We start from the raw sequence: 19,286 nt of genomic DNA on the forward strand, positions 1-19,286 counted from the left end.
AAGCCCGCCTGCACGAACGCCTGGTCGGTCTGAGCACGTCCGGCCGACCCGTACGGGAAGTCGACCGAGGGTTCGTCTACGAGGTCGGCTAGGCGCAGTCGCTTTCGCCCTGCCAGAGGGTGGTCGGGCGGCAGTACGGCGACGAGCCGTTCACGCGCCAGTTCGCGGCTCTGCACACCGGCGGGCTCCTTGGTCCCGGGTAGGCCAAGAAAGGCGACATCGAGGTCACCGGCAACGATGCTGGCAACCAGGTCGTTGCTCGCACCTGTGCGGAGGCCGACGCGAACCTGGGGGTGCCCACGCCGCAGCTCGCGCAATGCCGCCGGCACGTCGACCGCTGCGACTGTGGGGATCACGCCTACGTTGAGGCGCCCCTGGATCCTCCCGATGGTGGCTGACGCCTCCGCAGCCGCACGTTCGGCGGACTCCAGGCACAGGCGAGCAGCCGGCAAGAACGCCTCACCCGCAGGCGTCAGTCGAACCCGTCGACTGGTACGCGCGAACAGCGCGACCCCGAGCTCGTCCTCGAGCCGCTTGACCTGATGGCTCAACGCGGACTGCACCACGTGGCATCGTTCGGCCGCCCGGGTGAAGTTCGAGGTCTCGGCCACCGCCAGGACGTACCTCATCTGCTGCAGCTCCATCGATCAATCGTATCTGTCGATCGATCCTGTGACAACAATGTGTTGGACTCATGGCTGACGGGAGCGAAGAGTGGTCCCCATGAAACCGACTGCCTTTGCCCACGGACGTGGTCGCATCGCGGCCCTCACCCTCCTCACCGCTCTCGCCCCGCTCGTGTGGGGCACCACCTACGCCGTCACCAGCGAGATGCTTCCGGCAGCGCACCCGCTCTTCGCCGGGGCCATGCGCGCCCTGCCTGCGGGCCTGATCGCCATCGCGATCGGCATGGCCCTCCCGCGGGGCTCATGGTGGTGGAAGAGCGCAACCCTCGGCGTGCTCAACATCGGACTCTTCTTCCCCATGCTGTTCATCTCCGCCGAGCGCCTCCCCGGCGGCGTGGCCGGCACCCTCGGCTCCGTCAGCCCTCTCATCGTCGCCCTCATCGCAGTGCCGCTGCTCGGTGACCGGTTGTCCGCCTGGCGTATCGGGTGGGGCGTAGCCGGTGTCGTCGGCGTGGGCCTCGTCGTTCTCGGCCCGGCCGCCCGGCTCGACACCGTCGGCATCGTCGCCGGCCTCATCGGCGCCAGCTCGATGGCCCTCGGCGTCACCCTCACCAAGCGCTGGGGTCGGCCCGCGGGCGTGGGGTCGGTGGCGTTGGTCGGGTGGCAGCTGACCGCCGGCGGACTCTTCCTGGTTCCGACCACCCTGATCATCGAGGGAGCACCTCCGGCGATCGACGCGACGGCCGGCGTCGGCTACCTGTGGCTCGGGCTGTTCGGCGGGCTGATCGCCTACATCGTCTTCTTCAGCGGCATCGGCAAGCTGCCCGTCACCTCGGTCGCGCCGCTGAGCCTGCTCTCTCCCATGATGGCCGCGACGGTCGGCGTGACCGTGCTCGGGGAGTCCCTGAGCCAGCCCCAGATCCTGGGGCTCGCGATCGCACTCGCCTCCGTCGTCGCCGGCCAGTTCACACCTCGCGCTCGCGGCCGTCGGCTGGACCAGGTCGCCGTTCAGATCGCCCCGCGCCCCGCGGCCCACGCCATGACCCCCACCCGATAGAAGGAGAACGCACCATGAAGATTCTGATCATCGGAGCCACCGGCAGTGCCGGCTCCCGCATCGTCACCGAGGCACTCCACCGCGGCCACGAGGTCACCGCCGCATCTCGCCAGCGAATGGATCCGACGGCAACCCTCCCGGACGCGCCGACCCTCTCCCTGAACGCCGCGGACCCACAGCAGGTCGCTCAGGCTGCCCGCGCGCACGACGTGGTCGTCGGCGCGACCCGGCCTGCGGCTGGACGCGAAGGTGACGTCATCGAGACGACCGCCGGGCTTGCCGAAGGGACCCGGCGCGCGGACCGCCGGCTGGTCGTCGTGGGCGGCGCTTCGCCGCTCATCGTTCCCGGGACGGGACAGCGGGCGCTCGATGACCCCCGTTGGGTCCCCGCCTCGATCCGCGATATCGCCACTGCGAGCTGCCGCCAGCTCGAAGCGCTTCAGCAGGCAACCGGTCTCGACTGGACCTACCTCGCTCCTGCTGCGATCTTTCAGCCCGGCCCTCGTATCGGCGAGTACCGCAGCGGGGGTGACCAGATCGTGATCGATGGCTTTGGGCGATCGACGATCTCCATGGAGGACTACGCCATCGCGATGCTTGACGAGATCGAGACGCCCACGACGCATCGCGCCGTCCTGTCCACCGGCTATTGATCTCGTGCCGGGCCGGGCCGACCACTCCAAGCGTCCTGCGAGATGACGAGAAGCATCACCACTCCGGTGACCACGGCCGCAGCGGGGGCCACCGTTCCCGTCCACGCCAGGCCGAGGACGAGCCCGACCACGCCGAGCACGGCCATCAGGAGCCCGAGCCGGGTGAACATGGGGGTGGCGAAGGCACGCGCGAACGGCAGGAAGTGCAGTCCGACGGCCAGGACGATGACGCAGGGAAGGACGTCGACGCGCTCCACCGCATCGAGAGCGAACCGCCCCAGCTGGATCCCGACCAACATGCCGGCGACGCTGAGGAAGTACACCCAGGCCGCACTAAGCGGCAGAGGCTCGAGCGGCGCGAACAGGCGACGCGTGATGAACACCGCCCAAACGAAGACTGCGAGCGCAGCGGCCCAAACGACCAGCGCTCCCATCGACACAGCGGCCGGCAGGTCACCACGGTTCGCGTGGACGAAGACGCTGCCGCCGACCGCACCGATCACGGCGCCCCAAACGCGGGGGTGGCCCAGGTGCTGGAGCCCACGACCGACGTCCCCCGGCGTACCGACCATCTGCGCACCTGCTCCTCTGCTTGCCGCGCGTCGCTCGGATGAGCGAAGCGGAGACGCCCGGATCGTACTGGATGAAACCTCCCGAGGGACCTGGAAGGCACATCTCTCGAGATGTCTCGGAGCCGCCATCACGGCTGGCCCTTGGCCGTGTCCGGGATGAGCTTGTCGGGGTCGGTGTAGTTCAGGTGGTCGAGTCGGCCGGTGACGTCCCAGTCGATACGGCGGGGGCGATGATTTGCGGATCGCCTAAGATCAGAGCCATGCAGGACCTCCGGACGGCGTCGCAGACACGCGGCGCGCACCTTGCGCTTGCAGCGGTTGCCGTGGCGCTGTTCGGACTCCTTTCGATGCACGGCTGGGGGTCCCACGCCGGCGCTCATTCCATGGCAGCAGTGCCCCAAGCCCCCAACGTGACGATGTCCGCGGGACACGGTGGTCCGCACGCACTGGCCGGGATTGCGGGAGACGACTCTGCGCCCGCCGAGTCCGGCGCCACCGCAGCAGACAGCCAGCCCCAGGCTCCCCACGGCGACGGCGGCGGGAGCTTCCTCGGTCTTTGTCTCGCGATCCTCACCGGCTTGATCTTGGGCTTCGCCCTGTTGCAGGCCAGGCGCAACATTCGGTTTCTCAGGCGCCTGAGCCCGATCTGGCCGACCCCGCTTCTCCACGGGCGAGACCGTGACCCGCCCGATCTGCTTCAACTCTGCGTGATCCGCTGCTGACAGGCCCGAGCTACGAGGCGCCCATCCCGGGTGACTCGGGCTTTCGCCTGCCCAGACCAGATCACACAGATGGAGCATCTTCATGCGCAAGACCCTGACGGCTGCCATTCTCGCGGCCGCGCTGATCACCCTCGCTTCCTGCGGCGGCAGCGACGACGGCGACACCTCCGCCGGACACAACGATGCTGACGTCATGTTCGCCCAGCAGATGATTCCGCACCACCAGCAGGCCATCGAGATGGCCGAGCTCGCTGAGACCCGAGCCGAGAGCCAGGAGGTCAAGGACCTGGCCGCCGACATCGAGGCGGCGCAAGGCCCGGAGATCGAGACCATGACGGGCTGGCTCGAGAGCTGGGGCGAGGACGTCCCTGACGAAGGCATGTCCGGCATGGATCATGGCGATATGTCGTTGGAGGACATGACCGGGATGATGTCGGAGGAAGACATGACCGCGCTGGGGAACGCATCCGCCGCCGAGTTCGACCAGATGTTTCTCACGATGATGATCGAGCACCACGAAGGCGCGATCGAGATGGCTCAGGCCGAGCAGGCCGACGGCGAGTTCCCGGACGCCACGGCTATGGCCGAGGACATCGAGACCGCCCAGGCTGAGGAGATCCAGACGATGCGGGCACTGCTCGAGTCCTGATCCTCGTCCACGTGTCGGGCAGGCCCCGCGCCTGCCCGACACCTTCCTCAAGACCGGAGCACCTTCATGAACCGAACCTCCCGCATTCCCCTGGCCATCGCGGTCGCAACTGCTCTGCTTTCAACTGCCTGCGCCGCCGATCAGGGGTCCAATCCGCGCGCCGCAACCGAGAGCGCCTCCGACGCCAGCTCAGTCGGCCACATCCACGGGCTCGGGATCGACCCCGCCGATGACAATCTCTACGTCGCCACTCACTTCGGCCTCTTCCACGTCCCCGACACCGGCCAGCCGACCCGCGTCGCCAACCGGTTTCAGGACACCATGGCGTTCACCGTCGTGGGTCCTGGCCACTTCCTCGGCAGCGGACACCCTGACCTGACCGAGGACCTGCCTTCTCACCTGGGCCTGATCGAGTCCACCGACGCCGGCGAGACCTGGGAACCGCTCGCGCTTCAGGGTGAGGCCGATTTCCACATCCTCGAGCCGGCCGGCGATGTCCTCTACGCCTACGACTCCACCACCAGCCGCCTGCTGCGCACCGAAGACCGGAAGCGGTTCGAGGAGATTCTCACGGGTGATCTCATCAGTGTCGCGGCCACCAAGGATCCTGGTCGGCTGTTCGCGACCACGGGCAAGGGACAGGTGATCAGTATCGATGCCTCCACCGGGCAGACACGCGAGCTCGGCGGACCGGTCACCGCCTATCTCGACACCACGGCGGAGGGCGGTCTCGCCGGCATCAGCCCGGATGGTGTTGTCCGGGCCAGTGGCGATGGGGGCAAGACTTGGCAGGAGACCGGCTCGATCGGCGGTCAGCCGGCGGCGTTCACGATCACCGCGCAGGGCTGGTACGCCGCCACCTCGGACGAAGCCTTCCACTCAACTGACCGTGGCGACACCTGGCAACAGGTCCTGTAGGAAGGCGAGACGATGAGCAAGCACCGAGCTGCATCTCACCGAAGCCAGAGACCTCATCGCGCCGGACCGGGGCGCGGCGCAGGGGGTCTCGCCGGCCTTGCCGGTCTCGCCGTTCTCGTCACGGGAACTGCGGTCACGCTTCCGCTCGTCTCGATGGCGCGCGACAGCGATGCCACCAAGGAGACTGAGCGCGCCCTTGTTGCATCGGCTACCGTCTCGCCCTCGGCTTCGCCGACCTCAGAGGCAGAGACTCCTGATGGTGAGGTCGCCGTAGCCGAGGAAGGCGTCTCCCGGCCCAGCAGGCCGCCCGCGGTGTCAAGATCGATACCCGAACGCGGACCCGGCAGGTTCAAGGTCGCAGCCGCTCCGCCCGGCCTGACCGAGGAGGCGACGACCTACCGGGTCGAGGTGGAAAAGGGACTGCCCTACTCGGCCAAAGAGGTCGCTCGCTTCATCGAGACGACCCTCGCCGACGACCGCGGTTGGGCGGCTGAGCACGAGCTCGCGCGCGTCGACGGCCACGCCGACCTGCGGATCGTCTTGGCCACACCCGAGACCGTCGACCAGCTGTGTGCTCCCCTGGACACCGATGGCAGGCTGTCGTGCCGCAACGGCAGCGATGTCGTTCTCAATGCCTGGCGGTGGAACTTCGGCGCCGACAGCTTTGGAAACGACCTGGTTGCCTACCGTCGCTACCTGGTGAACCACGAGACCGGCCATGCGCTCGGCTACCCCCACGCGGAATGTCCGGGCGAGGGTGCGACTGCTCCGGTGATGCTGCAACAGACCAAGGGGCTGGACGGCTGCACCGCCAACCCGTGGCCCGCACCGGTGGATCTGGTCGGCCACTGACCTGAGCACCGGGCTGGACGCATCCGGTCAGGCATCGGCCTCCAGTTCGGTCGGCCGCCTCGTCGACCTCGTCGCGGAAGCTCTCCACCTCCAGGTGGAGACCGCCGGGCCCCTCACCATCAGGACCCGACGGTCGACACCGTCCTGCACTGTCCGACTCAGGCGCAGGCGTGCACCGGCCAGCGACACAGTCGACTCACACGGCGTGCACGCATGAGCACTGGCATGCAGCGAGGGTCCCTTCAGCCGTATCGGCTGCCGTACGGACGAGCACGTCGGCTCCGCGGCCACGATCCGCAATCCCAGCGGTGACCCCGATGGAGGTCCCGAAGGACGTCCCGGCTGTCTCGCCGACCGGTACGGCCTCGGATGCCTTCTCTTCGCGCGTCCACAGCGCCGGTGCGGCGGTGGCGCCGATCGCGGCAAGCACGGCGAGGATGGTCCAGGTGGTGGTGAACCCGGCGTTGGTGGCAACCCATCCTGCGATCGGATAGGTGATCAGCCAGGCGAGGTGAGAGAGGGAGAACTGGGCAGCGAAGACTTCCGGGATGGCGTCGGGTTCGACCGAGCCCCGGAGCACTTGCCCGGTCGGGGTGACGATGAGCGCCATCCCGGCTCCGATCGTGAGCCAGGTGACCGCGGTGAGCGGCGGCATGACAAGACTCGCCGCGGCTGTCGCGAGAGCGACGAGGACCCCGACGACCAGAACGACAGCTCCGGTGAGCATGACCGCACGTTCGGCGACGCGGTCCAGGATTCTGGGGAGGACGAGCGCCGCGAGAAGGGTGCCGGATCCTGAGGCGGCGAGCATCCAGGCCACGTCGGACTGGGTTCCGCCGAGGACGTCGCGGACGTAGTTGACGGTGTTGACCACGACGATGGATCCGGCGGCCGCGACCACTAGATTCAGTGCCATCACGGCGCGCAGACTGGGCGTGGCAGTGAAGGTCCGGATCCCCGATACGACCCGATCCAGGGCGCTGGTGTGCTGGCTGGGGCGGGCGTTGGGGATACGGGTCGAGAGCACGAGTATCGCGGATACAGCGAACCCGAGCGAGGTGCCCAGGAACAGCAGGTTGAAGGACATGACCGCGAGAGCGACAGCTGCGAGCACGGGGCTCAGCAGGCTCTCCATGGTGTAGGCGACCTGCGAGGCAGAGAGTGCTCGCGTGTAGTCGGCCTCTTCGCTGACGATGTCAGGGATGACCGCCTGGAACGTGGGGGTGAATGCCGCAGATGCAGTCTGTAGAACACCGATCAGCACATAGATCTGCCAGACCTCGGTGACGAACGGCAGGGCAAGCACGACCAGGGCACGGACGACGTCGAGGACGGTGAGGAACAAGCGCCGAGGCAGCCGATCGACGTACGCCGCGGCCAACGGCGCAACCACCACGTAGGCGACCATCTTGATGGTCAATGCGGTTGCCAGCACCGCGCCGGCGCGAGCGCCGGCCAGGTCGTAGGCGAGCAGACCCAGCGCGACTGTCGCCAGACCGGTTCCGAACAGTGCGATCACCTGCGCGCTGAACAGGCGCCGGTAGTCGCGGATCGCGAACAACCCCATGGCTCTATCCCTTTCTCAGGCCAGGCCGCTTTCCGTGTCCTGGCGTCGTGGTTCGTTCGAAGAGAACTTGCCCCGCGGCGCTGTCCCGGGCCTGTCCGGCCACCGTCGGTTCTCGCGCGATCGGCGCCCAGCAGTGCGTCGAGCGATGCGTCCCGCTGTGTGACGGTGACTGCCAATGGCGCGATGGATCCGATACTCCCGGCCGTTCGCCACGCGAACGCTGACGACGCGGGCCAGGCCGGGGTACCGGAGCCTTGCGGTTGGTGCGGTCTCAGGCGGTAGCGAGCTTGTAGCCGGCCTTTTCGACGGCCTGCTTCACGGACGCATCGCTGATGTCGCTCTCGCTGGTGAGGGTGATCGCACCGGCTGCGAGGTCGACGTCGACGTCGAGGACGCCGGGGATCTGCTCGACGTGATCGGTGACTTTGCCGGCGCAGCCGCCGCAGGTCATGCCGGAGACGGTGTAGGTGGCGTTGGTTGCCATGAAGTGAACCTTTCTGGTGCGTTCCTGCCCGGGTTGGGCCGGTTGTTGTGGGTCCTGCCGACGAGGCAGGTCCTCCGGGAGCCCGATTCGTCTCGGGGAACCCAGAAGTGTGGGGTCAGGCGTTGACAGGCTCGGGCCGGGAAACCTCTGTGGCGGCGCCGGTGCCGCTTCGAGGATCGCTGTTGGTCGCACGGAAGCTGCGCAGCCGCAGGCTGTTGGAGACCACGAACACCGAGGAGAACGCCATGGCGGCACCGGCGAGCATCGGGTTGAGCAGTCCGGCAGCTGCCAGCGGGAGGGCGGCGACGTTGTAGGCGAAGGCCCAGAACAGGTTGCCCTTGATAGTGCCCAGGGTGCGTCGGGAAAGTCGGATCGCGTCAGCGGCTGCGCGGAGGTCTCCGCGGACCAGGGTGAGGTCAGAGGCCTCGATGGCGACGTCGGTGCCGGTGCCCATGGCCAGGCCGAGGTCGGCCTGGGCCAGTGCCGCGGCATCGTTGACACCGTCGCCGACCATGGCAACGGTCTTGCCCTCTTCCTGCAGTCGCTTGATCACATCGACCTTCTCCGACGGCATCACCTCGGCGATGACCGTGTCTGGGCCGGCCTCGATACCCACCGCGGTCGCGACCGCGGTGGCGACAGTGGCGTTGTCACCGGTGAGCAGCACCGGGGTCAGCCCGAGGCCGCGCAGCTGACTGATGGCCTCGGCAGACGTCGGCTTGATCGCGTCGGCCACGACCAGGACCCCGCGGGCTCGGCCGTCCCAACCGACTGCGACCGCGGTCTGGCCCTTCTCAGCGGCTTCAGTCATCGCTGCCTCCAGGGGCGGCGTCAGGTGCTGGGACCACTCGGCAAGCAGTCTCGGTCGTCCGACCAGGACGGCGTGCGAGACCTCCCCGTCGGTGATGATCCCCTGCACACCCAGGCCTTCGATGTTGGCGAAGCCCTCCACCGCCGGGAGGTCACCGACCTGAGCGGCCGCGCCCTTGGCGATGGCCTGGGCGATCGGGTGCTCGGAGGCGTCCTCCAGTGCGCCGGCGAAGCGCAGCAGCTCATCGGCGTCCTCGCCGTCGGCGATGACCGTACGAACCAGTGTCATCTGACCGGTGGTGACGGTGCCGGTCTTGTCCAGGACGATGGTGTCGACCTTTCGCGTGGACTCCAGCACCTCGGGGCCCTTGATCAGGATGCCGAGCTGGGCGCCACGGCCGGTGCCCACCATCAGCGCGGTCGGTGTGGCCAGCCCGAGCGCGCACGGGCAGGCGATGATCAGCACTGCCACGGCGGCGGTGAACGCGGCGGCGATGCCACCACCGGTTCCTGCCCAGAATCCGAAGGTCGCGACAGCCAGGCCGATCACGATCGGGACGAAGATCCCTGAGACTCGATCCGCCAGGCGCTGAGCCTGTGCCTTGCCGTTCTGGGCGTCCTCGACCAGCTTGGCCATCTGCGCCAGCTGCGTGTCGGCGCCGACTCGCGTGGCCTCGATCACGAGTCTGCCGCCCGCATTGACGGTCGCGCCGATCACAGAGTCTCCGGGGCCTACCTCGACCGGCACGGACTCGCCGGTCACCATGGAGGCGTCCACAGCTGAGGATCCTTCGATGATCCGGCCGTCGGTGGCGATCTTCTCCCCGGGCCGGACCACGAACCGGTCACCAGCTGCCAGCTGGTCGACGCTGATCCGTTCCTCGGTGGTTCCTGTGGGGCCGTCGCGGAGGATCGAGACCTCCTTCGCGCCGAGCTCGAGCAGTGCGCGCAGGGCAGCGCCGGCGCTGCGCTTGGAGCGCGCCTCGAAGTAGCGCCCCGCCAAGATGAACGTGGTCACCCCGGCCGCGGCCTCCAGGTAGATGTTTCCGGCCCCGTCGGTGCGGGCGATGGTGAGCTCGAAGGGGTGTGTCATCCCCGGGGCACCGGCCGAGCCGAAGAACAGCGCGTACACGGACCAACCCAGCGCAGCCAGCGTCCCCATGGAGATCAGCGTGTCCATGGTCGAGGCGGCGTGCTTGAGGTTGGTCCAGGCCGCCTTGTGGAACGGCAACGCACCCCACACCACGACCGGCGCAGCGAGCGTCAACGAGAGCCACTGCCAGTAGTCGAACTGCAGCGCCGGGATCATCGCCATCGCGATCACCGGCACGCTCAGGACCGCCGAGACGATCACCCGATTGCGCAGGGCGCGCACAGGGTCGTCCTCGACACCAGCCTCCGATGCCGGCGCCTGAGCCGACGTACCCTTCGACTCGGGGAGGCGCGCAGCGTAGCCGGCCTGCTCGACCGTCTGGACGAGCGCGGTCGGCTCGATGCCCTCCGCGTAGGTGACCTTGGCCTTCTCAGTGGCGTAGTTGACCGTCGCGGTCACGCCCTCGAGCTTGTTCAGCTTGCGCTCGATGCGGTTCGCGCACGAGGCGCAGGTCATGCCCCCGATCGCGAGCTCGATCTGGTTGCCAGGGGCACCGCTCTCGGGCGTGACGTCATTGAGCGCGCTCATCGTCTCTTCCTTCCTCACCGAATGCTTCTCGTACTGAATGGGTGTCGGTTGGTTCGGTCAGTGGCTGTGGCCGCCGTGACTTGCCGGACCGGAACCGCTGGGCTGTGCCGTGGACTCACCTGATCCGGCTTCCCCGGACACGGCCGCGGAGCTGGCCGCCTGGGCGGTGAACTCGGCGGTGCGGACCACGCCGTCGTGCTTGAAGTCCAGATACAGGCGATATGTGCCGGCAGAAGGCGCGGTGGCGAAGAAGGTGATGTCCGGGCCGGGCTTGGTGATGCCATCTCCCGGCTCACCTTCGGGGTGGACGTGCAGGTAGGCAAGGTCTCCCGAGCGCAGCGCCACCAAGTGTCCGTACGCGGCGAGGTAGGGCTCCAGGTCGGTCACCTCCTGCCCATCACGACTCACCGTCAGCGTCAGCTCCGAGGACTCACCGGGAACTAGCTGCCCCTTCAGCGTGACGGTGTATCCGTCGACCTCCGCGGTCTGACTGACCGGCGGGAGCTGCTCCGGCTGGTAGGTCCCCGGGACCGAGATGTCGCTGCCCAGCGTCATGGTCTCGCCGTGGGCCGTGGCCCGGAAGTCGGCGAAGACCCGCCACGCTCCGGGTGTGAGATCGAGCTCGGTCGTCCACGTGCCCGCCTCGGCGCCGGACGTGGCGAGAGTCGGATGCACATGCTGGAACCCGCTCATATCTCGCCGCACGGCAATGAAGTGGAGCTCCTTGTCATGGGTCGGCTCGTAGTCGGTGAGGGGCCGTCCGTCAGGCCCGGTTATCCGAAACTGCACCGGAGTGCGTCCGACCGCCAGGATCGTCGAGTCGAGGCCCAGCGTGTATCCGTGCTCCGAGATCATCAGCCCGCCGGGCTGCTGGCCAGCAGCGCCACCGTGACCGGTGTGACCGCCGTCGTTGCTGTCGTTGTTGTCGTGGCCAGCCTGTCCGTGGGCTGTGTTGGTGGTCATGTCATCTCCTGAGCGGTTGGCGTCCTTTGCGGTTTGGCCGATCGGCCCGGTGGCGTTGCCGACACCGAACGCGACGACGAGGACGGCAGCAAGGGCGGCGGTGAATCCGCCGAGCTTGAGAGAGGTCTTCACGTGGGGCTCCTTGGTCGGGGACCCATTCGGTCCTGGGTCTCACTTCTGGCTGTCGGTGCAGGCGAAGGCGTGGGGTCAGGAGCGGACCAAGCGGGCGATGGCGTCGGAGGCCTCTTTGACCTTCTCGTCGGCTTCCGCGCCACCCGCGGCCGCTGCCTGCGTGAGGCAGTGGTCGAGGTGCTCATCGAGGAGCGCGAGGGACACTGACTCCAGCGCCTTCGTCACGGCAGACACCTGCGTGAGGATGTCGATGCAGTACTTCTCGCCCTCGACCATCCGCTGCAGGCCCCGAACCTGGCCTTCGATACGCCGCAGCCGATTGAGGTAGTCGTCCTGGCGGTGCATATAGCCGCGCTCGCTCTGGTGCTCGTGACTTTCCATGGCCCCTTCTCTGCTGGTCCGGGCATCTGTTCGACGCCCCAAAACCATACCCCGGTATGGTATACCTTCTGACGCCCGAGGAACCATACCCCCCTAAGGTACGTACGTCTACCGCGGCAGACCGATCCGACAACGCAGAGGAGCACCGCATGGCCGACAGCTCGGCACCCGAAACCAGCAGTCAGACCAAGCCCACGACCATCAAGACGGTCGACAACGGACCACTTCAGATCAAGGGAGCAGCACAGCTCGTCGACCACGACGGCAACAGCTACGAGACCGGCAGAACGATGTTCCTGTGCCGCTGCGGCGAATCCAGGAACAAGCCATTCTGCGACGGCGCCCACGCCAAAGTCGGCTTCGTTGCCAGCCAGCGTGCGGCCACCGCTGAACAGGCCCAAGACGCCTAGGCCGGTCCGCGCCCCACCTCTGGACCGACAGGGGACTCCCTGTTGGTCCAGAGGCGCGACACCAGGGCCTTGGTCTACCCATCACCGGCCCACCCGTGCGGTCTACGTGGGGCCGCGTGCCGACCGCTTGGCCGGGCCCGCCAGCGCCTCGGGACAATGGACGCCACCGGCGCCCGAGCCGCGTCGCCGCGGGATGCACGGGCCGTTGCGATGGCCGGTGCCAAGACGAGCAGAGCCGTCGAGGCCACACAGATCCCTGTGATCAGCACGCCGACGGACGGGGTGAGCAGCGCCATCGCGCTTCCGGCCATGAGCGGGCCGAGGAACTGCCCGCCGAGGAGGAAGCTGTTGGCGACGCCGAGATACCCGGCACGCTCGTGTTGGCCGGCCCTCTGCGACGCGTACAACATCAGTGACTGTGCCAGCGCTGCGAAGCAGAAACCCTGAATGAACCGCAGCGGCACCAGGGCCGGCAGCCAGCCCACAGTTGCCTGGATGAGGACGGTCGCGGCGGTGACGCCGCTCGCGATGACCAGCGTGCGCAGCGGGAGACCGGTCTTGTCGTTGACTTTGCCCCACCACAGGGAGCCGACCAGGGTGCCGGCCCACATCACAGCGTGCAGTCCCCCCACCCACGGCCCGGCCTGCAGCGGCTCAGACACCAGTTCGGTGACGAAGTCGGCATAGATCGGGATCAGACCGTAGAGGCCGAAGAACGCGAGGAAGCCCCCGGCCAATGGGATCCAGCCGATCCGGGAGCACACGGATGTGAGAGCTGCCCGTGCCGGTTCTGCACCCGTGGACGGTCGCCGTGCATCGTGGGGGTTCCGCAGCCGGAGCGTGCAGACTGCCCCGAGCAGCAATGCCGTGACGGCGATCCCGATCAGCAGCGGCCGGAGATCGCCGGTGGCCACCAGCGTGCCACCGGCAACCGGACCAGCAAGGGCGCCAGCTGCGGTAGCACTGTAGGAGCGACCCAGTGCACGCCCACGGCTGCCCTCGGAGGCAGCCGATCCCACGTACGCCGCGGCCGCCTCGACCACTCCCCCGAGGGTGCCCTGCACTATCCGTGCGGCCAGCAGACCCAGCGGGCTGCCGGCGGCGGCCATCAGAGCCATCGCCAGACACAAGCCCACCAAGGCGCGGACCACCATCCACTTGGGGCCGATGCGATCACCCAAGCGACCCCACAACGGCGTGGTGATCGCCAGCGGGAGGGCGGGGGCCGCGATCGCGGCCCCCGCCCAGATCCCGACGGTGGCCTCGGAGGCGCCGAGCGATGCCATGTACAGCGGCATGATCGGCACCAGCGCCATCAGCCCGGCGGTGTTGACGAACTGGGAGATCCACAGCAGACCCATGTCCGTCCGCCGCATGGTCACGTACTCATTCATGCCCGAGTGGAGACGTCCAGTCGCTGGTCGGACACGCCGCCAAACGTGGAGACCATCTCGAGCCACTGGTCGTCATAGACCAGGTCGAGGTACCGCTCCCCCCGGTCCGGCAGCACAGTCAGGATGCGACTGCCAGCGGGTGTGGTTGGCAGGAACTGCGTAATGGCTGCGACCACCGCCCCAGAGGAGCCGCCACCGAGGACGCCCTCGGTGGCGACCAAGTGTCGACAGCCCAGCGCAGCTCGAGCATCGTCGATGTGAACCACATGGTCGATCTCCTCGCGGCTGAGTAGTTCGGGCACTCGGCTCGCTCCGTAGCCAGGGATCTCACGCGGACCAGCTGGCGTTCCGAAGATCACCGATCCGACCGCGTCCACGGCCACCACCTGCATCTGCGGGTACCGCTCCCGAAGCCGCCGGGCCACCCCAAGGATCGAACCCGTGGTGGACACGGCCGCCACCAGGTAGTCCACCGGGGCCTGCACCGCGTCGAGGACCTCCCGGCCGGTCGTCTCGTAGTAGGCGCGCCAGTTCAGGTCGTTGGCGTACTGGTTGACCCACACGCTGTCCGCACTGGCCTCGGCCAGTTCCTGAGCCCGGCGAACCCGGGTGTGCAGATAGCCGCCACTCTCGTCCCGCTCGGTCACCAGCTCCACCTCGGCGCCCACCGCCTCGAGGAGCCGAAGGTTGGTTGACGTGGTCTTAGGGTCCACCACCGCAGTGAAGGACAACCCAAAGAGTCCGGCCATCGTCGCCAGGGCGACCCCGAGATTTCCCGAGGTGCTCTCCACCAGCCGCATCCCGGGTCGCAGGTCGCCTGAGGCCAGTCCGGATTCGATGATGAAGCGCGCAGGACGGTCCTTCATGCTGCCAGCGGGGTTGAGCATCTCGAGCTTGGCGATCACTTCCCGATCCGGGTCCGGGAAGCAGCGACTCAACCGCAGCAAGGGGGTTTCGCCGACGCACGTGATCAGGGAATCGTGGATGTTTTCGGGCATGCCAAAGTTCCTTCGTTCATGAAGTCGAAAGGTGCGTTGAGGGCTAGGAAGGTGTCGTCAGACGACGCCGGCTCCTAGACCCGCTGCACACCGAGTTCACGAACGAGATGGGGGGGGGTCGACCGCGGTAGATCAGCGGGACCCTGTGACCGGATCAGCGCCGCGGAGCGAGGGGTCACCCACAAGCACCCCAACGCCGGGGTCAACGTCGAGACAGCGACCCCAAGACGCGACTGAGTGATCTCGCCGCACTCGTACTCGCCATGAGGGTGCTCGACCTCGAGGACGTCCACGTCACCGGCAGCGCCTGCATCACCGACCATCGAGTCCCCGACCATGGAGTCACCGACCATGGAGTCACCGACCATGGAGTCACCGACCATGGAGTCACCGTGATCGTGACGACCCGACTCTTGGTCACCCCCGTCGACACGGACGGACGACTGAGCGGGCGACTCAGCCACGGGCTCAGCGATGTCATGGTCGGCGCCTCCGTGGTGTCCGCTGTGTATGCCCAACAGATGCACCGCAAACACCATTGCGGCAACCAGGGCCACCACTCGGGGCCCGCTGCCAGAGAACAAGAAGCGACGAAAACTGGACGCGAACGCCGCGTCAGCCCGCGAGCCCATACGCCCCCTTGCGTCGTCATCCCCGATGATGGTCCGGCGCAGCCAAACTAACAGCCGACCCTGAAGAAACCCTGACGCCACGACGTGACCTGCGTCGCTGGCCGTTGCCTAGGGCGTAGGTCCTCTGGCCGGGAGCAGGAGATTCAGCGAGTGCAGAGCAGGAGGATGGGCGAACGACAAGCAAGAAACCCAGCCTCACCTGCCGTGTTGCGGCTGGTCAGAACCGGGTTTCCATCGGTGGAGCTGAGGGGATTCGAACCCCTGGCCTTCTCATTGCGAAGGCGTGTCATCCCATGGAATCGATGTTTTCCCCGCGTGAGGTGCCAATGCATGCGTTGCATTCCGACACCCCAATTTCGACGCCGGGGGGCACCTGGGGGGCACAAATCCAATCCACCCACCAAGTCCGTATCGCGGGGGCGGAGCGTCACCCGGTCCGGCATCTGGCCCCCTTGGCGGGGGTCTGGGGGCTCGCCCCCACGCTGCCTAACTACATCGATCCCGAAAGCATCGCGGGGAATGTCCCTGCCGGTAGCGGCGGCCCCCTCCCCCTCGTCGCCAGCGTCTTGCCGTGCCTGGCGGCCGACGTGGCGATGATCGCCGGTGGCACCGGATACGTACGTGACGATGCGGGTTCGGTCGTCGAGCTGCTGAATGTGTCGGCCTGGTCGACGTCAGGGTGCAGGGTCCTGGACGGCTAGCGGGTTGGGTCGATCTGGTCGACCGGTTGGAGAGTGAGCGCTTGGTCTACGGACTGGGCGCTCTTCTTCATTTGCGCGGCACGTAGGGGGACCGGCCGCCAGGCCGCACGCCCCCGGAGGCCGCGCACGCGGCCGAAGGACGCCTTGAGTCAGTAGAGAAAGTTCTCACGAAACCAGACCTGATGACCTTATGACCCGGGTCGCCGTCGGAGAGGCGATACTCAACCCGTGTCGAACATGCGGTCAGACGTGATGCTGTCGATGATGCGCGCCCTCTGGGAGCAGGTCACTGCCGATCTCCGTGGCGTGGCTGTGCAGCACCAAGGCTCGTCGGAGCAAGGCACGATTGAGGGCCGCTTCCTGTATGAGGGCGACGTTGGCGAGGTGCAAGCGGAGTGCGTTTCCCTGGCTGAGACCTACTGCATCGTTGACTTCCCGCCCGAGGTGTCCGTCCGGTTCCAGGCAATCCCTCACGCGACCCGCGATCTGCTGCCTGGCGAGCACTGGGTATTCCTTCGATGGGAGCCGGAACACTGACCGGAGTCTGGATCACACGGTCCGGACGACTCGATCGATCTGGCGCGCTGCCTCATCGGGTGCTATCTCGCTGGTGTCGATCCTGACGTCTGCGGACGCGAGTCCCGGAGTCTCGCGCCAAGCGTCGAGGCGTTCGTCTAGATCGTGGCTGCCGCGCGCTCGAAGTCGCTCCAGGGCGATGGGCTCCGGGCAGCTGAGTTCGACGACGGTCCAGGAGACGGGAGCCTCGATTCCCTGCACGGCATCTACCGCTTCGGGCTGCCCGAGATGGATGATCGGTACGCCTCGCCTGAGGGCGTCGAGCAACCCAGGCTCGTCGACTACGTACGTGGCTCCGTATCGCTGGTTCTCCCAGACGATCGCGCCTCGCTCCCTTAGCGCCTGGAGCGCTCCCGCGTCGGCCAGCCGATAGCCAACCGTCCGCCCTGGCCCAACCTTGAGCCGCTCGAAGTGGGCGTACTCCCTCGACACCTGCCGCAATGCGGCATCGATGGTGTCTTTCCCTGCTGCTGGCGGGCCGTACAGGATGACCCCGCGCCGCATCAGTTGGTCGCTTCCGCCAGTCCAGCTAGCAACTTCTCGGCCTGGTCTCGAAGCGGGTCGGCGCTGATCGAGTTGTCGATCACGTGATGCTCTCCGACCGGGCGGAAGCCGAGGTCGACCCCGGCGAGGTACTCGTCCCAGTGGGCGAGTTTGTGCGCGTCGCGGGCAACTCCCCGACGCCGGAGGTACGTCAACATGCTCCCGGCATCGCATGAAACCCACACCACTGAAACCGGCACACCGTCATCAGCGAACTGTCCACGCTCTCGGCGTAGCCACGCCTCATCCGAGAACTCTCGGATGAACGGCGCTGTGATGATCACACCCGCCCCGCACATGGTGTTCTCGTGGGCGGTGGCCATGAGTGCTTCGTACTCGCGCGGCCGGATCTTCGACAGGTAGGTCTCTGACTCGCGGTCGCTCGGCTGCGCGCCCATGGCCTCTAGCGCTGCCTCGACGACAGGACGGGTCGTCGTGTCCTTGTCGATGATCGGCCACCCTGTGAGGCGGGTAAAGATCCGTCCTAGCTCGGTCTTGCCGCTCCCGGCGTAGCCACCGATGAGGATGACGCGCGGCGCACGGGTCGACTGGGCCACTGCTTGCGGCCGCTCGTAGCGGACCACTCGTCGAGAGCGGGACACGTTCTCGATCAACCCCTCTTCAGCGAGGACCTTCAACGCCTCGCTCACGGTGAAGACGCTCGTCTCCCACTTGGCGGCAAGTTCACGCGTGGACGGCAAAGACTCCCCGTCGCGGAGGACGCCAGCCTCGATCTGCGTACGCACGTCGCGCGTAATGCGCTCCTGCTGCGTGCCTCGCCCGCCGTGGTCGCTCATGTCTGCCTCCGCGCCGATCAGATCGGCCGTTCTCGAATAACAACTGTCATGACAACTGTCCCACGCCACCGCCAGATCCGGCGAAATTGAGCGAGAAAGTCTGAGATAACAGTTGACATGCATGACCTAACAGTTGTTATATGGATGTGAGGCGGAACACAGACCCCGCCCACAACCCAAGGAGTAGAGCAATGGCGATTCAGCGGAGAATGAACCTCACCATCGAGCAGGTCTTCCCGGCAGGCGCGTTCATCGTGGGCGCGGTCGAGCCGGTGCAGGACTGGGACCTGGCCCCGCTCCCGGACGGGACCCGGCCGCAGAAGGTCGACAAGGAGACCGGCCTGCCGACCTGGACCGTCCCGGTCCTCGACGCCGACCCGGAAGCGGGCAAGAACGACAAGACGGTCAACGTCAAGATCCTCGCCAAGCACCAGCCGGTGCCCCCGGCCAACGACACCGGGCTGCCGTTCGTCCCGGTCGAGTTCACCAACCTCATCGGTGTCCCGTGGATCGACGACTCCGGCAACCGCCCCAAGCTGATGTGGTCGCTCACCGCCATGGGGATGGACGCTCCCGGCGCGGCTCGTAAGCCTGCCGGTGGTGCCGCTGCTGCTGCCTCGAAGGCGGCGTGATGACTGCCCCGAAGATCGGCCTGGCGCTGACCAGCCGTCGCTACGCGGTCACCGATGCCCCGGCTGGGGTCGACTCGAAGGGCCGGACCTTCACGGTCACGGTGCTGGAGATCGACTCCCACCCGGACGGTGCGCTGAGCGTCACGATCTCGGGGCGAGTCTTCGACGAGATCGGCCCGACCGGTCTCACCTCCTCGGCCCACTGGCTCCAGGGCGACCGATTCGCCCGGGGCATCGCCAACGGCATCCCCGCCCTGGCGACCGCCCCGGGCTGGGTCCGGGAACTGGTCGAGGCCACCACCAACACCCCTGGGGTAGCGGCATGAGCAGCGTCTACCTGGTCTGGATCGGCGACGGATCCGACCCCGCGCACTACGCCGGACTCAACGCCGACCACACCCTGTGCGGCAAGCCCAACGCCGGGCAGGCCTGGACCTGGGACTACCCCGACCTCTCCACCCCGGTGTGCCCGACCTGCCGCGCCAAAGCAGCCGGTCTGTGAGCACACCCCACATTCGCCCGCCAGTCGTCATGGA

Annotated in this window: 22 protein-coding genes; 10 read left to right on the plus strand and 12 right to left on the minus strand. The window is 67.4% G+C overall.

The genetic code is table 11. From position 1 onward, the window contains the following. Positions 1 to 644 (minus strand): LysR family transcriptional regulator (locus tag ABZZ22_RS09740; protein WP_354929931.1); only part of this gene is annotated, 644 nt, incomplete at its 3' end. Between the two features lie 79 nt (positions 645 to 723). Here ABZZ22_RS09740 and ABZZ22_RS09745 point away from each other — a divergent pair. After that, positions 724 to 1,683, plus strand: coding sequence for an EamA family transporter (locus tag ABZZ22_RS09745; RefSeq protein WP_354929934.1), 960 nt, complete (start codon positions 724 to 726; stop codon positions 1,681 to 1,683). Positions 1,684 to 1,697: 14 nt separating this feature from the next. Beyond that, on the plus strand, positions 1,698 to 2,336 hold the full coding sequence (locus ABZZ22_RS09750) for an NAD(P)H-binding protein (RefSeq protein WP_354929937.1): 639 nt from the start codon (positions 1,698 to 1,700) through the stop codon (positions 2,334 to 2,336). On the opposite strand, the gene ABZZ22_RS09755 is transcribed toward ABZZ22_RS09750, so the two are convergent. Continuing rightward, positions 2,330 to 2,908, minus strand: a complete 579-nt coding sequence (locus ABZZ22_RS09755) for a hypothetical protein (protein ID WP_354929940.1) — start codon at positions 2,906 to 2,908, stop codon at positions 2,330 to 2,332. The two genes, ABZZ22_RS09750 and ABZZ22_RS09755, sit on opposite strands and share 7 nt — an antisense overlap. 128 nt (positions 2,909 to 3,036) lie before the next feature. Then, positions 3,037 to 3,276: a hypothetical protein gene (locus ABZZ22_RS09760; RefSeq protein ID WP_354929942.1), complete on the minus strand. Its 240-nt coding sequence runs from the start codon at positions 3,274 to 3,276 to the stop codon at positions 3,037 to 3,039. A 436-nt stretch (positions 3,277 to 3,712) separates the two neighbouring features. Here ABZZ22_RS09760 and ABZZ22_RS09765 point away from each other — a divergent pair, with 436 nt between their 5' ends. From ABZZ22_RS09765 to ABZZ22_RS09775, 3 genes are all read left to right on the plus strand, one after another. Then, a complete protein-coding gene (locus ABZZ22_RS09765; RefSeq protein WP_354929945.1) occupies positions 3,713 to 4,279 on the plus strand; it encodes a DUF305 domain-containing protein in 567 nt (188 codons plus the stop codon). A gap of 66 nt (positions 4,280 to 4,345) precedes the next feature. Continuing rightward, positions 4,346 to 5,197 (plus strand): F510_1955 family glycosylhydrolase, encoded by an 852-nt coding sequence (locus tag ABZZ22_RS09770; RefSeq protein WP_354929948.1) that lies wholly within the window; start codon positions 4,346 to 4,348, stop codon positions 5,195 to 5,197. A 312-nt stretch (positions 5,198 to 5,509) separates the two neighbouring features. Further along, a complete protein-coding gene (locus tag ABZZ22_RS09775; RefSeq protein ID WP_354929950.1) occupies positions 5,510 to 6,049 on the plus strand; it encodes a DUF3152 domain-containing protein in 540 nt (179 codons plus the stop codon). A 196-nt stretch (positions 6,050 to 6,245) separates the two neighbouring features. Here ABZZ22_RS09775 and ABZZ22_RS09780 read toward each other — a convergent pair whose 3' ends face one another. From ABZZ22_RS09780 to ABZZ22_RS09800, 5 genes are all read right to left on the minus strand, one after another. Next, positions 6,246 to 7,616, minus strand: coding sequence for an MFS transporter (locus ABZZ22_RS09780; RefSeq protein ID WP_354929953.1), 1,371 nt, complete (start codon positions 7,614 to 7,616; stop codon positions 6,246 to 6,248). Between the two features lie 271 nt (positions 7,617 to 7,887). Further along, positions 7,888 to 8,100: a heavy metal-associated domain-containing protein gene (locus ABZZ22_RS09785; protein WP_354929956.1), complete on the minus strand. Its 213-nt coding sequence runs from the start codon at positions 8,098 to 8,100 to the stop codon at positions 7,888 to 7,890. A 115-nt stretch (positions 8,101 to 8,215) separates the two neighbouring features. Beyond that, a complete protein-coding gene (locus ABZZ22_RS09790; protein WP_354929959.1) occupies positions 8,216 to 10,591 on the minus strand; it encodes a heavy metal translocating P-type ATPase in 2,376 nt (791 codons plus the stop codon). A 57-nt stretch (positions 10,592 to 10,648) separates the two neighbouring features. Continuing rightward, positions 10,649 to 11,686: a hypothetical protein gene (locus ABZZ22_RS09795; RefSeq protein ID WP_354929962.1), complete on the minus strand. Its 1,038-nt coding sequence runs from the start codon at positions 11,684 to 11,686 to the stop codon at positions 10,649 to 10,651. A gap of 75 nt (positions 11,687 to 11,761) precedes the next feature. Then, positions 11,762 to 12,067 (minus strand): metal-sensitive transcriptional regulator, encoded by a 306-nt coding sequence (locus ABZZ22_RS09800; protein WP_354929965.1) that lies wholly within the window; start codon positions 12,065 to 12,067, stop codon positions 11,762 to 11,764. A 149-nt stretch (positions 12,068 to 12,216) separates the two neighbouring features. On the opposite strand from ABZZ22_RS09800, the gene ABZZ22_RS09805 reads away from it, so the two are divergent. Then, positions 12,217 to 12,477, plus strand: a complete 261-nt coding sequence (locus ABZZ22_RS09805) for a CDGSH iron-sulfur domain-containing protein (protein ID WP_354929968.1) — start codon at positions 12,217 to 12,219, stop codon at positions 12,475 to 12,477. Positions 12,478 to 12,551: 74 nt separating this feature from the next. Here the strand turns inward: ABZZ22_RS09805 and ABZZ22_RS09810 are convergent, their stop codons facing one another. Beyond that, positions 12,552 to 13,871 (minus strand): MFS transporter, encoded by a 1,320-nt coding sequence (locus ABZZ22_RS09810; RefSeq protein ID WP_354929971.1) that lies wholly within the window; start codon positions 13,869 to 13,871, stop codon positions 12,552 to 12,554. Further along, on the minus strand, positions 13,868 to 14,869 hold the full coding sequence (sbnA, locus tag ABZZ22_RS09815; RefSeq protein ID WP_354929974.1) for a 2,3-diaminopropionate biosynthesis protein SbnA: 1,002 nt from the start codon (positions 14,867 to 14,869) through the stop codon (positions 13,868 to 13,870). Before sbnA ends, ABZZ22_RS09810 begins: the two co-directional genes overlap by 4 nt. 1,561 nt (positions 14,870 to 16,430) lie before the next feature. On the opposite strand from sbnA, the gene ABZZ22_RS09820 reads away from it, so the two are divergent. Next, on the plus strand, positions 16,431 to 16,739 hold the full coding sequence (locus ABZZ22_RS09820; RefSeq protein WP_354929977.1) for a hypothetical protein: 309 nt from the start codon (positions 16,431 to 16,433) through the stop codon (positions 16,737 to 16,739). A 12-nt stretch (positions 16,740 to 16,751) separates the two neighbouring features. Here ABZZ22_RS09820 and ABZZ22_RS09825 read toward each other — a convergent pair whose 3' ends face one another. Further along, positions 16,752 to 17,282: a hypothetical protein gene (locus ABZZ22_RS09825; RefSeq protein WP_354929980.1), complete on the minus strand. Its 531-nt coding sequence runs from the start codon at positions 17,280 to 17,282 to the stop codon at positions 16,752 to 16,754. Next, on the minus strand, positions 17,282 to 18,118 hold the full coding sequence (locus ABZZ22_RS09830) for a GntR family transcriptional regulator (protein ID WP_354929983.1): 837 nt from the start codon (positions 18,116 to 18,118) through the stop codon (positions 17,282 to 17,284). Before ABZZ22_RS09830 ends, ABZZ22_RS09825 begins: the two co-directional genes overlap by 1 nt. A gap of 191 nt (positions 18,119 to 18,309) precedes the next feature. On the opposite strand from ABZZ22_RS09830, the gene ABZZ22_RS09835 reads away from it, so the two are divergent. Genes ABZZ22_RS09835 through ABZZ22_RS09845 form a run of 3 tightly spaced genes read left to right on the plus strand, consistent with a single transcriptional unit; the run spans position 18,310 to position 19,252 of the window. After that, complete coding sequence (locus tag ABZZ22_RS09835) at positions 18,310 to 18,750, plus strand: plasmid replication, integration and excision activator (RefSeq protein ID WP_354929986.1); 441 nt, start codon at positions 18,310 to 18,312, stop codon at positions 18,748 to 18,750. Then, complete coding sequence (locus ABZZ22_RS09840; RefSeq protein ID WP_354929989.1) at positions 18,750 to 19,076, plus strand: hypothetical protein; 327 nt, start codon at positions 18,750 to 18,752, stop codon at positions 19,074 to 19,076. Before ABZZ22_RS09835 ends, ABZZ22_RS09840 begins: the two co-directional genes overlap by 1 nt. After that, positions 19,073 to 19,252, plus strand: a complete 180-nt coding sequence (locus tag ABZZ22_RS09845; protein WP_354929992.1) for a hypothetical protein — start codon at positions 19,073 to 19,075, stop codon at positions 19,250 to 19,252. Before ABZZ22_RS09840 ends, ABZZ22_RS09845 begins: the two co-directional genes overlap by 4 nt. The last annotated feature ends 34 nt before the right edge of the window (positions 19,253 to 19,286 follow it).

Origin of the sequence: Nocardioides sp. NPDC006273, from assembly GCF_040613495.1 — a bacterium.
In the GTDB taxonomy this organism is placed as follows: Bacteria; Actinomycetota; Actinomycetes; order Propionibacteriales; family Nocardioidaceae; genus Nocardioides.